Raw genomic sequence first — 11,942 nt, forward strand, 5'->3', positions numbered from 1 at the left:
CCCCGCTGCCTTTTTGTCTTTGTTGGGGTTCTGTCCTCCACCTGGCGGCTCCCCCCCCCCCCCCCCCCCCCCCCCCCCCCCACGGCACTAGAACGGCGGGCAGTCGCTGTAGCCCCAGGGCACCGGCGGGGGGACTTCGGGGAGCGGGGTGCGCAGGAGGGTGACGGCCTCCTCCGGGCGGCCCAGTTCCACCAGGAACGGGGCGAGGGTCCGGCGGTGCTGCGTGCGGTCGGTCTCCAGGAGGGCTACGGCTTCCTCCGGGCGGCCGGAGCCGGCCAAGAGGCGGGCCAGTTCCTCCACCGCGTACCAGCTCGCGCCCTCGGGGTGCGCGCGGGCCTGCTCGGCCGCCTCGTCCAGCCGCCCGCAGGCCGCCATCAGCGGGCCCCGCAGCCGGAACAGTTCCCATTCCTCCTCGCCGCGCCGGGCCTTGAGGGCGTCCAGGTGGGCGAGGCCCTCCTCGGCCCGGCCCTCGGCGGCGAACAGCCCGCACAGCAGGTCGAGGGAGCAGTCGTCGTGGGTTTCGCGGGCCCGCATCACCTCGATGGCCTCGCCGCCCCGGCCGTGCCGGGCGAGGAGTTGCGCGAGCAGGGTCCGGGCGTGCCCGAAGTCCTGTTCCGCGTGCGGCCGGTAGACCTCGGCCGCGCCCGCCACGTCCCCCCGCTCCTCCAGGAACTCCGCCAGCCGGCGGACCGCCGACGGGTGGTCTCCGTCGGCCGCGTAGGCGCGGAGTTCGTCGATCCGGCCGTGTCTTACGAGGAGTTCGGCGAGCGGGTCCCGGTTGTTGACCGGGACCGGGCCGTGCGCGTACAGCACATCGAAGGCTTCCTGCGTGCGGCCCTGCCGCTCGCGGACGGACGCGATGAGGTTCACCGCGTTGAACGGCGCCAGGTGGCGTCCGCCGCACTCCGGGCTGCCGCACCGGTCGCACGGGCGGCCCGGCGCGATCCGGGCGGCCAGCAGCTCCGCGACCTCGTCGCCCCGGCCCAGCGCGAGGGCCACGTCGGCCAGCGGTTCGGCCAGGTACCAGTCCGCGAGGTGCGGCACGAGCAGTGCGTACGCCTCCTCGGCCCGGCCGTGGCGGGCCAGCAGCGGCGCCAGCTCCCGCAGCGCGGACCGCTCCCCCTCCAGCGCGAAGGGGCGCAGCAGGCCGATGGCCTCCTCGCCCCGGCCCTCCGCGTCGAGCAGCCGGGCGGCTTCCGCGGCCGCGGTGAACCAGCCCGTCGCGAGGTAGGGGGCCAGCACGGCAAGGGCCTCTTCGGGTTCGCCCTGCCCGGCCAGGCGGCGTGCCCAGGCCCGGGCGCAGAACCAGTCGCCGTCCTCCGCCAGGGCCTGCGCGCGCACGAGGTCGGCGTGCCCGAGGTCGAGGAGCCGCTCGACGAGGTCGGGCGGTACGCAGTCCCGGTGCATGCGGGTCCGTTGGTCGAGTACTGCGGAGTCCATGTGGTGCACCCTAAGCGGCCGGGCACGTGCGCGGTTCGGGCCTCAGATGATGGTCGCGGTCGTCGTCGCCACCGTGATCGCGGCCATCGCCGCCTGCGTGTCGCGGATCGCGGTGCGGACGCTCTCGGCCGCCCACTGGCCGTCGGCTATCTCCGCCATCCGCGCGGCCACCGCCTTGCGCGGGCCGTCGGGGAAGGCCAGGCCGTGCAGTTTGGCAGCGTGGATCAGTGCGATGAGGCCGGCCGTCCGGGTGTCCGGCTCCTCGCCGTCCAGCACTACGGCGGCGAGGCGGGCGCGCAGCTCGCGCTCGATCGTGCCGTCCGCTTCCGGGTAGCGGCGCACCGGGAACATCCCGAGGACCTTGCGCTTCTCCTCCACGATCACCCCGCGCTCGCAGAGGCGCTGCACGGCCGCGGTGACGGCCTTGGGCTGGTCCTTCGTCAGCCAGTCCGTCGCACGGTGCCGGCCGCGCCCCCGCAGCCAGGTCCCGATCAGCTCCGCGCGGCCGTCGAGCAGCGGCTCCCCGGTCGGGGTCGGGTCCGTCACCGTGAGGTCCTTGCCGTTGACGGAGACCCGTTCGGCCAGGACCAGTTCGAACAGGAACCCCCCGGCGACGGCCCAGCCGGCCGCCTGCCGCTGCTGCGCCGAGCCGGACTCGTCGTCCAGCGAGAGCAGCACGATCTCCTCCGCCAGTGTGATCGCCATACCGCTACCCCCGCACGCTCCGTGATCGTCCTCTCGACAGGTGAGACGCCCGGCGGCCGGGCGGAGTTCCCCCGGCGCTCCCGGATTCTCCGGCGCGAGTCGGAGGCGGCCGGCCGCCCGCGCGCCCGGTCCGCCTGTGCTCACGGCGGGTCGATCGGGTGGATCGGGTGGATCGTCGATCTCGGACGGGATCCGAAGGGGGAGTTCGCGTACATGGGCGTGCACGACGACGTGGAGCCGGTCGACATGGCGCGCCGCCAGGTGTTCGGCGAGGTGGCCGAGCTCTACGACGCCGCGCGCCCGGGGTACGCGGACGCCCTGGTGGCGGACGTGCTGGCCTACGCGGAGCTGGGCGGCCGTACGGCGCTGGAGGTCGGCGCGGGCACCGGCAAGGCCACGGTGGCGTTCGCCGAGCTGGGCACGCCGCTCGTGTGCGTCGAGCCCGACCCGCGCATGGCGGAGGTGCTGCGCCGCAACACCTCCCGCTTCCCGGGGGTCCGGGTCCACGTGGGCGGGTTCGAGGAGTGGCGGCCGGGCGGGCGGCGGTTCGGGCTGCTGCCGGCCGCCGCGTCCTGGCACCGGGTGGACCCGGAGCGGCACTGGGACCTGGCCCGCACCGCGCTCGCGCCCGGCGGGGCGGTCGCGCTGTTCTGGAACCCGCAAGGGGTACGCGACCCCCGGGTGCACGCCGCCCTGGCGGAGCTGGACGCCCGCCACGGGATGACCGGCACTCCGCACGGCGAGCCGGCGTCCTCCTACGGCGACGCGGCCGGGAACTGGGCGGGGCTGCCGGGCTGGCCCGAGGACGAGTGCCGCCGAGACGGCCGCTTCACCGGCCTGCGCGGCGTCCGCCACCGGCAGGACCGGTACTACGACACCGAGCGCTACCTGGCCTCGCCCTCGCGCTACCGCGTCCTCTCCCCCGGCCGGCGGGAACAGGTCCTCGCGGACACCGCCCGGGTCCTGGACGCCCACGGCGGCGGCATCGCCATGGAGCACTTCAGCGACCTCTTCCTCGCCCGGGTGCGGTGAGCCCCGCGTCATCCCGTACGGGACGGCGCGCGCCGCTCGTGGCCCGCGGCCGTGGCGGGAACCACTAACCTCGCCCGCATGACGGCACTTTCGCACCACGGCAGCAGCCACGTCGAGCAGCCCGGCCGGGACGGCCTCACCGCCACCACCGAGGCCGATCCCCGCGCCATCGGCCCGGTCCGCACCGAGTACGCCCCGGACCCGGACGGGGATCCCGATCCCGGCGAGATCGTGTGGACCTGGGTCCCCTTCGAGGAGAACGACGGGCGGGGCAAGGACCGCCCGGTGCTGGTGGTCGCGCGCGAGGGGGGCGGGGCGACGCTGCTCGCCGTCCAGCTCTCCAGCAAGCGGCACGACCGCGACCGGGAGTGGGTGCCGATCGGCTCGGGCCCCTGGGACGGCGCGGGCCGGGAGTCCTGGGTGGACCTGGACCGGGTGCTGCGGGTCCACGAGTCGGGCATGCGCCGCGAGGCCTGCGCGCTGGACCTCCCCCGCTTCCGCCTGGTGGCGGACCGCCTGCGCGAGCGCTACGGCTGGCAGTAGTCCCTCAGCCCGCCGCGGCCAGCATCCGGTGCGCCGCCGCCCGGAGGTGGGCGAGGACCGCCGAGTCGGCGTCCAGGACGTAGTCCGCGTCGAGGCCCGCCAGGGTACGGGCGATGCGGGGCAGGAAGTCGTCGGAGGCGTCGACGCGGCAGGTGGCGGCGGTGACGGGGCGGACGCGGGTACCCAGGCGGCTCAGGCGCCCGGCCGGGCACTCGACGGTCGCGACGGCCCGGTGGCGGGTCGGGGCCGCCGTCAGGCGCTGGGCGGTGAAGGCGGCCGGGTCGCCGCCGGGTACCTCGCGCGCCGGGACGCGCCGGCCGGTGGCGGCGGGGTCGGTGATGCGGTCGAGCCGGAAGAGGCGCCAGTCCTCCTTGCCGGTGTCGTGGGCGAGGAGGTACCAGAGGCCGCCGGAGGCCACCACGTGGCAGGGCTCCACCCGACGCGGCGCGGGCGGGCCCTGGCGGGTGGTGTAGGTGAAGGTGAGGACCTCGTGGTCGCGGCAGGCGGCGGCGAGCGTGGTCAGCAGGGCGGGGTCGATCCGGGGCCCGCGGTCCTCCCAGGTGATGCCGGCCAGGGAGGCCTGGAGGGCGCCGACCTGCCCGCGCAGGCGGCGCGGGAGGACCTGTTCCAGCTTGGCCAGCGCCCGCAGGGCGGTCTCCTCCATGCCGGTGAGGCCGCCCGCGGCGGTGCGCAGGGCGACCGTGACCGCTACGGCCTCCTCGTCGTCCAGGAGCAGCGGCGGCAGGTCGGTGCCGGCGGCCAGCCGGTAGCCGCCGGCGTGGCCGCGGGTGCTGTCGACGGGGTAGCCCAGCTGCCGCAGCCGGTCGATGTCGCGGCGGACGGTGCGGACGGTGACCTCCAGCCGGCCCGCCAGGTCGGTGCCGGGCCATTCCCGCCGGGTCTGCAGCAGGGACAGCAGCCGGAGCATGCGTACGGTCATGTCGCTCGTCATGGGTTCCACTGTGCCCGGGTCAAAGGACATGTCCTGTCCTGAAGTGCTCCTGCCCTGGACTTGTCCAGACGGAGCGAAGCGGGAGGAACCCCATGAAGATCGCTGTTCTCGGAACCGGCGGCGCCGCCCGGGCCCCCCGGCGTCCCCCGCGGCATGGAGGTGCAACGCCCGCCTGCACGGCGCCATCGGCTTCGCCCTCGGATTCGGGAGCCCGTTCGGGATCAAGGTCGTACGCTGACCCGCGCGCCCGGGGCCGCGCCGGTCAGCGGCCGTCGAAGGCCGCGGCGAAGGCCTCGCGGGTGCGGGGGTCGCGGTCCAGGATGCCGAACACGACCCGCTCGAAGGTCCCCGCGAAGCGGCCGGTCAGGGCCGCCCGGAAGGCCTCCGCCACCTGCGCCGGGTCGTTCCGGAACACCCCGCACCCCCACGCGCCCAGCACCAGCCGCCGGTACCCGTGCAGTGCGGCCACCTCCAGGACCAGCCCGGCCCGCCGGGCCAGGGCGGCCGGGATCTCGTGCGCGCGCTCCGGCTCCTGGCGGCGGATGGTGCCCGCGTTCGGGGCGGGGGAGGTGAGGAACCCGGCGCGGAACGGGGTGTCCAGCAGTTCGCCCCGGTCGTCGCGGAAGACCGGCACCCCGGGGGAGTGAATCACCCGGTCGGTGTAGAAGGTGCTCTTTCCCGCGCGGTGGACCTCGTAGTACTCCGGGGCCTCCAGCAGGGTCTCGTACAGGGCCGAGGCGCGGCACAGGGCCTCCTCCTGGGCCTTGGCCCCGCGGACGTACCCGCCCCCGGGATTGCGGGCCGAGGCGAAGTTCAGGACCGCCGTGCCGCCTTCCCCCGCGAGGCGGCGCGCCGCGACCGTGCTGCTCTCCCCCGTGACCTCGAAGACCGTCGCGCGGCCTCCCCGGACGGACTCACCGTCCGGTATGACCCGACTTGGCCCATATATTCTTGTTCCGGCCTTGGCTTCCGCCAGGTCGGCGGCGAGGGAGACCCGCCGCCCCGACCGCGTCCGGTACTCCCCGGACGCCGCGATCAGTGCGTTCTCCCGCGCGATCTCGCGCAATCTGCTGCTCACGCCGGAATCCTCGGCCCCATGGCCCCGGGACGGCAAAGGAATTAGCGCTCCGATGAGGGGTAGGGCACGGGTGACATCACGGCCGACGACAGGAGACGAGGTTCCGGTCATGCCCGAGAACTCGCCCGCTCCATTCGCCCAGAACGCCGATCAGACCCCCCTGACCGAGGCGGCCGCCGAGGACCTCGTCCACGGCATCTGCTTCAAGACCGGACCGCCCCGCCTCCTCGGCGCCGAACTCGAATGGCTCGTCCTGGACGCCGAGCGGCCCTGGCTGACACTGCCCCCCGAGAGGCTGACCGCCGCCCACGCGGCCGCGGCCGCACTGCCCCTGAACTCCCGTCTCACCGTCGAGCCCGGCGGCCAGCTGGAACTCAGCTCGGCCCCCGCCGACTCCCTCACCGCCTGCCTGGACGGCCTGCGGGCCGACCTCGCCGCCGTCCGCGGCGCCCTGCACGGCCAGGGCCTCGTCCTGCGCGGCCTCGGCCAGGACCCCCGGGCACCGCTCGACCGCCTGCTGGCCAGCCCGCGCTACGACGCGATGGAGGCCTACTTCGACCGCACCGGCCCCGCCGGGCGCGCCATGATGCGCTCCTCCGCCTCCGTACAGGTCTGCGTGGACGCCGGCCACGAGGAGCCCGGCCCGCTCGGGCACGGCCGGCGCTGGCACCTCGCCCACCTGCTGGGCGCCGTGCTGGTGGCCGCCTTCGCCAACTCCCCCGGCCGCGAAGGCCCCTACCGGGGCTGGCGGTGCGCCCGGCAGGGGATCTGGAGCGACATCGACCCGCGGCGCGCGCTCGCCCCGCCGCTGACGGCCGAGCCCCGGGCCGGCTGGGTCCGGCACGCGCTGGACACCGAGGTGATGTGCGTACGCGCGCCCGGCGACGGCCCCTGGACGGTGCCGAGCGGGCTGAGCTTCCGCGACTGGCTGCGCACGGGGCCGCGTACGGACACGGGGCGGCGGCCCACCGCCGAGGACCTGGGGTACCACCTCACCACCCTCTTCCCGCCCGTCCGGCCGCGCGGCCACCTGGAGCTGCGGATGATCGACGCGCAGCCGGGCGAGGACGGCTGGCTGGTCCCGGTCGCGCTCGTGCACGCGCTCTTCGACGACCCGGAGGCCTCCGAGACCGCCTACCGGGCGGTGAAGGCGCTGGCCGACACGTACGGACCCCGGTGCGCGCCGCGCAACCCCCTGTGGCGGACCGCCGCCCGGTCGGGGCTCGCCGATCCGGAGCTGCGCGCGGCCGCCGCCGCGTGCTTCCGGGCGGCGGGCGCGGCGCTGCCCCGGCTCGGGGCGGGCAGGGAGGTCCAGGACGCGGTGGGGGCCTTCGCGGAGCGCTACGTACGGCACGGGCGCTGCCCCGCCGACGAAGCCGAAGCCGAAGCCGTCAAGGCGCACGCCACCGCCACCGCCACCGCCGGAACCGGCCCGGGAGAACACCGGCGCCGGCCGACCGCCGCGAAGGGACAGCGCCCGTGACCGCCGAGACCCGCCCCGGGATCCACCCCGAGCTGCTGCGCGAGCGCGCCGCGGCCGCCCTGACCGCGGCCCGGGCCCGTACCGCCGCGCTGACCGACGTGGTGAGCGACCGGGACCTGACCGCGCAGCACTCCCCCCTGATGTCCCCGCTGGTCTGGGACCTGGCGCACATCGGGAACCAGGAGGAGCTGTGGCTGCTGGGCCGGGTGGCCGGCCGGGAGTCCATGCACCCGGAGATCAACTCCCTGTACGACGCCTTCGAGCATCCGCGCTCCGAGCGGCCGAAGCTGCCCCTGCTGGGCCCGGAGGCGGCCCGCCGGTACGCGGCCGAGGTGCGCGGCCGCGTCTTCGCCCTGCTGGAGCGCACTCCGCTGGAGGGTACGGCGCTGCTCGACGAGGGCTTCGTGTTCGGGATGATCGCCCAGCACGAACAGCAGCACGACGAGACGATGCTGATCACCCATCAGCTACGGGCAGGCGCACCGGTGCTGGCCGCACCGGACCCGGATCCTCCGCAGGGCCCGCCGCCGGCGGCGGCCGAAGTCCTCGTCCCGGGCGGCCCGTTCACCATGGGCACCTCCACCGAGCCCTGGGCGCTGGACAACGAACGGCCCGCGCACGTACGGGAGGTGGCGTCCTTCTGGATCGACACGGTCCCGGTGACCAACGCCGCCTATCAGGCCTTCATCGCGGACGGCGGCTACCGCGAGCCCCGCTGGTGGGCCCCCGAGGGCTGGGAGCAGGTCCGGGCGCACGACATCGGGGCCCCGCTGTTCTGGCACCGCGAGGGCGGCCAGTGGCTGCGCCGCCGCTTCGGGGTGACCGAGCCCGTCCCCGAAGAAGAACCGGTTCTGCACGTGAGCTGGTACGAGGCGGACGCGTACGCCCGCTGGGCGGGCCGCCGGCTGCCCACCGAGGCCGAGTGGGAGAAGGCCGCCCGCCACGACCCGGCCTCCGGCCGCTCCCGCCGCTACCCCTGGGGCGACGCCGACCCGACCCCCGCGCACGCCAACCTGGGCCAGCGCCACCTGCGTCCGGCCCCGGCGGGCGGCTACCCGGCCGGGGCCTCCCCGCTCGGGGTGCGCCAGCTGATCGGCGACGTGTGGGAGTGGACGGCCTCGGACTTCCTGCCCTACCCCGGCTTCCGCGCCTTCCCCTACCGGGAGTACTCGGAGGTGTTCTTCGGCCCGGCGCACAAGGTGCTGCGCGGCGGCTCCTTCGCCGTGGACCCGGTCGCCTGCCGGGGCACCTTCCGCAACTGGGACCTTCCCGTGCGGCGGCAGATCTTCTGCGGCTTCCGCACCGCGAGGGACGTCTGATGTGCCGCCACCTCGCCTATCTGGGGCCGGCGGTGGCCCTGGAGCGGCTGCTGAGCGAGCCCGAGCACTCCCTGGTCCGCCAGTCCTGGCAGCCGCGCCGCCAGCGGTTCGGCACCGTCAACGCGGACGGCTTCGGCGTCGGCTGGTACGCCGAGGGCGATCCGGTGCCGGCCCGCTACCGGCGTGCCGGGCCCGTCTGGGGCGACCTGACCTTCGCCGACCTCACCCGGGTGGTGCGCAGCGGCGCGTTCCTGGCCGCCGTACGCGACGCCACGCTGCCGGGGGCGGACGGGGAGGCCGCCGCGGCGCCCTTCGCCTCGGGGCCGTGGCTGTTCAGTCACAACGGGGCCGTGCGGGACTGGCCCGACGCGGCGGGCCCGCTCGCCGCCGCCCTGCCGCCGCGGGAGCTGCTCCAGCTGGCGGCGCGCACGGATTCGGCGCTGGTCTGGGCGCTGGTGCTGCGCCGGCTGCGGCAGGGCGACGACGTGGGCACCGCCCTGGCGGAGCCGGTCCGCGAGCTGTCCGCGGCGGCTCCGGGCTCCCGGCTGAACCTGCTGCTGACCGACGGCTCCGCGATCGCGGCGACCGCCTGGGGCGACTCCCTCTGGTACCTGGCCGACCCGGCTGCGGGGCGCGTGGTCGTGGCGTCCGAGCCCCATGACGACGACGCCCGCTGGTGCGAGGTGCCCGACCGGACCCTGCTGACCGCAACCCGCACGCGGGTCGCCCTGACCCCCCTCAAGGAGACCTCCCCGTGAGCGATTTCCAGTTGACCCGGACCCTGGACGAGCACGCTGCCGACGAGGCGTTGCGCGGCGACGTCCTGAACGGACTGACCCGCTTCCCGAAGGAGCTGCCGCCGAAGTGGTTCTACGACGCCCGGGGCAGTGAGCTCTTCGAGGAGATCACCCGGTTGCCGGAGTACTACCCGACCCGTGCCGAGCGGGAGATCCTGCTGGAGCGGGCCGGGGAGATCGCGGCGGCGAGCGGGGCGCGCACCCTGGTGGAGCTGGGCTCCGGCTCCTCGGAGAAGACCCGGCACCTGATCGAGGCGATGCCCGCGCTGCGGACGTACGTACCGGTGGACGTGAGCGAGAGCGCCCTGACCGGCGCGGGCGAGCTGCTGCCGGCGCGGCATCCGGGCCTGCGGGTGCACGCGCTGCTGGCCGACTTCACGAAGCCGCTGCACCTGCCGGACTCCGAGGGACCCCGGCTGGTGGTGTTCCTGGGCGGCACGATCGGCAATCTGCTGCCGCCGGAGCGGGCGGTGTTCCTGGCGTCCGTACGGGCCATGCTGTCGCCCGGGGACGCGCTGCTGCTGGGCACCGACCTGGTGAAGGACGAGGCGGTGCTGGTGGCGGCGTACGACGACGCGCAGGGGGTGACGGCGGAGTTCAACAAGAACGTGCTGGCGGTGATCGACCGGGAGCTGGGCGCGGACTTCCACACCGCCGGCTTCGACCACGTGGCGGTGTGGAACCGGGAGCAGGAGTGGATCGAGATGCGGCTGCGGGCCCGGCAGGCGGTGACGGTCAAGGTCCGGGGGCTGGACCTGCTGGTTCCGTTCGAGGCGGGCGAGGACATCCTGACGGAGATCTCCGCGAAGTTCCGTCAGGACGGGGTGCGCAAGGAGCTGGCCGGAGCCGGGCTTGAGCTGACGCACTGGTGGACGGACGCGGCGGGCCGCTTCGCGCTGTCCCTGTCGGTGGCCGGGGGCTGATCCGGCTCCCCGCCGGGCCGCTGCTGCGCGGGTACGCCCGTCAGCAGCGGCAGCTCCCGCCCGGGGGCGCCGAGTACGGCCCGCCGCGCCGCCGCCGCCAGTTCGCGGCGGTCGGTGTGGCGTCCGGGCGGGATGCGGGGCAGCAGCCGTACCTCGGCCCGCACCCCGCGCGCCCGGGCGATCCGCCACAGGGAGGCGGTCAGCGGGTCCTCCCCGACGAAGGCGGGCGCCCCGGCGAGCCCCCCGTTCGCCAGCCGGTACGCGATCCGCACGGGCTGTACGGGTACCCGCGCGTCCAGCGCCGACTGGAACGCGGCCCGCCGGAAGGGCCCCTGGGCCCGCCCGCACCAGGTGGAGCCCTCGGGGAAGACGGTGACCCGGTCCCCGGCCAGCATCGCGCCGGCGAGGGCCGCGACCGTGCGGGGCAGGGCCCGTATCCGGTCGCGTTCGATGAACAGGGTGCCCGCCCGGGCGGCGAGCGGGCCGAGCACCGGCCATGCGCCGATCTCGCTCTTGGCCAGCATCCGGCTGGGCAGGACGGCGGCGACGAGCGGGATGTCCAGCCAGGAGATGTGGTTGGCGACGATCAGGCGGCCCCCGTCCGGGCCCGGGATGCCGTGCACGGTGATCCGTATCCCCATCGACCGCACGAGCGCGGCGGACCAGGCCCGGACCAGGGCGCGCCTGGGCCCGGCGGGGAGCAGCCGGACCGGCGGGGCGGCCGGGACGGCGAGCAGGACCAGGGCGAGGGCGGTGGCGAGCCGGAGCACCGCGCGGGCCGCGCTCGCGCTCGCCCCCGGGTGGCCGGCGCAGGCCTCGGGGGTGCAGGGGGAGGTGGGCAGCCAGGTGCTCATGCGCCCGGGGCGAGCGAGAGGAAGTGGTTCAGGTAGCGCGGGTTGGTCCGGCGCAGGGAGAGCAGCACGTACAGGTCGGCGCAGCCGAACTCGGCGTCGAAGGCCGGCTCCCCGCAGACCCAGGCGCCCAGGCGGATGTAGCCGCGCAGCAGGGGCGGCAGCTCCATGCGGCCGGGCACGGTGATCCCCTCGGGGCTCCAGGGCAGGTGCGGGGTGACGCGGTACTCCTGCGGGGCGAGGTTGCGGGCGAGGACGGTCTCGCGGGTGGCGGCGGCCAGCACCCCGCCGTCGGCCAGCGGTATCGAGCAGCACCCGGCGAGCCAGTTGTGACCGGTGCGTTCCATGTAGCGGGCCAGGCCGGCCCAGATCAGGGCGATGACGGCGCCGTTGCGGTGGTCGGGGTGGACGCAGGAGCGGCCGACCTCGACCAGGTCGGGGCGGATCGGGGCGAGGGCGGTGAGGTCGAACTCGCCCTCGGAGTAGAGGCGTCCGGCGACGGCGGCGCGCTCCGGCGGCAGCAGCCGGTAGGTTCCGACGACCTGCCCGGTCTCCTCGTCGAGGACGAGGAGGTGGTCGCAGTACGCGTCGAAGGCGTCGGCGTCCAGGCCGGGCTCGGGGCCGTCGAGGCGGGCGCCGAGCTCTCCGGCGAAGACCTGGTGGCGCAGCCGCTGGGCGGCGCGGACCTCGTCCTCGTCGCGGGCGAGGCGGACGGTGTAGCGGGGGGCGGTGGGTGCCGCGGGAGCCGTGGGGGCGGCGGCCGGGGCTGGGTGTGCGAGGGGGGACGGGGACAGGGGGGCGATGGTCATGGCTGCTCCT

12 protein-coding genes are annotated in these 11,942 nt (G+C 75.7%); 6 read left to right on the top strand and 6 right to left on the bottom strand.

The annotated features are described in order from the left end of the window. Positions 1 to 87: 87 nt before the first annotated feature. Positions 88 to 1,440, bottom strand: a complete 1,353-nt coding sequence (locus tag ACZ7IF_RS02320; RefSeq protein ID WP_470961646.1) for a tetratricopeptide repeat protein — start codon at positions 1,438 to 1,440, stop codon at positions 88 to 90. Between the two features lie 42 nt (positions 1,441 to 1,482). Beyond that, positions 1,483 to 2,145 carry a GOLPH3/VPS74 family protein gene (locus ACZ7IF_RS02325; RefSeq protein WP_470961649.1) on the bottom strand — a complete coding sequence of 221 codons (663 nt, stop codon included), beginning with the start codon at positions 2,143 to 2,145 and terminating at the stop codon, positions 1,483 to 1,485. A 213-nt stretch (positions 2,146 to 2,358) separates the two neighbouring features. Between ACZ7IF_RS02325 and ACZ7IF_RS02330 the strand changes: the two genes are divergently transcribed. Together ACZ7IF_RS02330 and ACZ7IF_RS02335 are read left to right on the top strand one after the other, a co-directional pair. Next, entirely contained in the window at positions 2,359 to 3,177 is an 819-nt protein-coding gene (locus ACZ7IF_RS02330; RefSeq protein ID WP_470961651.1) for a class I SAM-dependent methyltransferase, read from the top strand. A gap of 78 nt (positions 3,178 to 3,255) precedes the next feature. Next, positions 3,256 to 3,720, top strand: coding sequence for a type II toxin-antitoxin system PemK/MazF family toxin (locus ACZ7IF_RS02335; protein ID WP_470961653.1), 465 nt, complete (start codon positions 3,256 to 3,258; stop codon positions 3,718 to 3,720). A gap of 4 nt (positions 3,721 to 3,724) precedes the next feature. Here ACZ7IF_RS02335 and ACZ7IF_RS02340 read toward each other — a convergent pair whose 3' ends face one another. Further along, positions 3,725 to 4,672, bottom strand: coding sequence for a helix-turn-helix transcriptional regulator (locus tag ACZ7IF_RS02340; RefSeq protein ID WP_470961656.1), 948 nt, complete (start codon positions 4,670 to 4,672; stop codon positions 3,725 to 3,727). A gap of 262 nt (positions 4,673 to 4,934) precedes the next feature. Continuing rightward, positions 4,935 to 5,750, bottom strand: coding sequence for a TIGR02452 family protein (locus ACZ7IF_RS02345; RefSeq protein ID WP_470961657.1), 816 nt, complete (start codon positions 5,748 to 5,750; stop codon positions 4,935 to 4,937). Positions 5,751 to 5,859: 109 nt separating this feature from the next. On the opposite strand from ACZ7IF_RS02345, the gene egtA reads away from it, so the two are divergent. Genes egtA through egtD form a run of 4 tightly spaced genes read left to right on the top strand, consistent with a single transcriptional unit; the run spans position 5,860 to position 10,272 of the window. Then, positions 5,860 to 7,233 carry an ergothioneine biosynthesis glutamate--cysteine ligase EgtA gene (gene egtA / locus ACZ7IF_RS02350; protein ID WP_470961659.1) on the top strand — a complete coding sequence of 458 codons (1,374 nt, stop codon included), beginning with the start codon at positions 5,860 to 5,862 and terminating at the stop codon, positions 7,231 to 7,233. Then, a complete protein-coding gene (gene egtB, locus ACZ7IF_RS02355; protein ID WP_470961660.1) occupies positions 7,230 to 8,552 on the top strand; it encodes an ergothioneine biosynthesis protein EgtB in 1,323 nt (440 codons plus the stop codon). Before egtA ends, egtB begins: the two co-directional genes overlap by 4 nt. Beyond that, on the top strand, positions 8,552 to 9,310 hold the full coding sequence (gene egtC, locus ACZ7IF_RS02360) for an ergothioneine biosynthesis protein EgtC (RefSeq protein WP_470961662.1): 759 nt from the start codon (positions 8,552 to 8,554) through the stop codon (positions 9,308 to 9,310). Before egtB ends, egtC begins: the two co-directional genes overlap by 1 nt. After that, the gene (gene egtD / locus ACZ7IF_RS02365) at positions 9,307 to 10,272 is read left to right on the top strand and encodes an L-histidine N(alpha)-methyltransferase (RefSeq protein WP_470961665.1); all 966 of its coding nucleotides are present in this window, start codon (positions 9,307 to 9,309) and stop codon (positions 10,270 to 10,272) included. Before egtC ends, egtD begins: the two co-directional genes overlap by 4 nt. On the opposite strand, the gene ACZ7IF_RS02370 is transcribed toward egtD, so the two are convergent. Together ACZ7IF_RS02370 and ACZ7IF_RS02375 are read right to left on the bottom strand one after the other, a co-directional pair. Continuing rightward, a complete protein-coding gene (locus ACZ7IF_RS02370; RefSeq protein ID WP_470961667.1) occupies positions 10,164 to 11,126 on the bottom strand; it encodes a lysophospholipid acyltransferase family protein in 963 nt (320 codons plus the stop codon). The genes egtD and ACZ7IF_RS02370 overlap by 109 nt on opposite strands. Further along, positions 11,123 to 11,932 carry a GNAT family N-acetyltransferase gene (locus ACZ7IF_RS02375; protein ID WP_470961668.1) on the bottom strand — a complete coding sequence of 270 codons (810 nt, stop codon included), beginning with the start codon at positions 11,930 to 11,932 and terminating at the stop codon, positions 11,123 to 11,125. The genes ACZ7IF_RS02370 and ACZ7IF_RS02375 overlap by 4 nt, the downstream gene beginning before the upstream one ends. Positions 11,933 to 11,942 lie beyond the last annotated feature (10 nt).

This window comes from Streptomyces sp. NPDC037421, from assembly GCF_055602105.1.

Excerpts from the sequence above, each read along its gene's own strand:
- ACZ7IF_RS02320 (WP_470961646.1), bottom strand. The coding sequence starts at position 1,440 with ATGGACTCCGCAGTACTCGACCAACGGACCCGCATGCACCGGGACTGC.
- ACZ7IF_RS02325 (WP_470961649.1), bottom strand. The coding sequence starts at position 2,145 with ATGGCGATCACACTGGCGGAGGAGATCGTGCTGCTCTCGCTGGACGAC.
- ACZ7IF_RS02330 (WP_470961651.1), top strand. The coding sequence starts at position 2,359 with ATGGGCGTGCACGACGACGTGGAGCCGGTCGACATGGCGCGCCGCCAG.
- ACZ7IF_RS02335 (WP_470961653.1), top strand. The coding sequence starts at position 3,256 with ATGACGGCACTTTCGCACCACGGCAGCAGCCACGTCGAGCAGCCCGGC.
- ACZ7IF_RS02340 (WP_470961656.1), bottom strand. The coding sequence starts at position 4,672 with ATGACGAGCGACATGACCGTACGCATGCTCCGGCTGCTGTCCCTGCTG.
- egtA (WP_470961659.1), top strand. The coding sequence starts at position 5,860 with ATGCCCGAGAACTCGCCCGCTCCATTCGCCCAGAACGCCGATCAGACC.
- egtC (WP_470961662.1), top strand. The coding sequence starts at position 8,552 with ATGTGCCGCCACCTCGCCTATCTGGGGCCGGCGGTGGCCCTGGAGCGG.
- ACZ7IF_RS02370 (WP_470961667.1), bottom strand. The coding sequence starts at position 11,126 with ATGAGCACCTGGCTGCCCACCTCCCCCTGCACCCCCGAGGCCTGCGCC.
- ACZ7IF_RS02375 (WP_470961668.1), bottom strand. The coding sequence starts at position 11,932 with ATGACCATCGCCCCCCTGTCCCCGTCCCCCCTCGCACACCCAGCCCCG.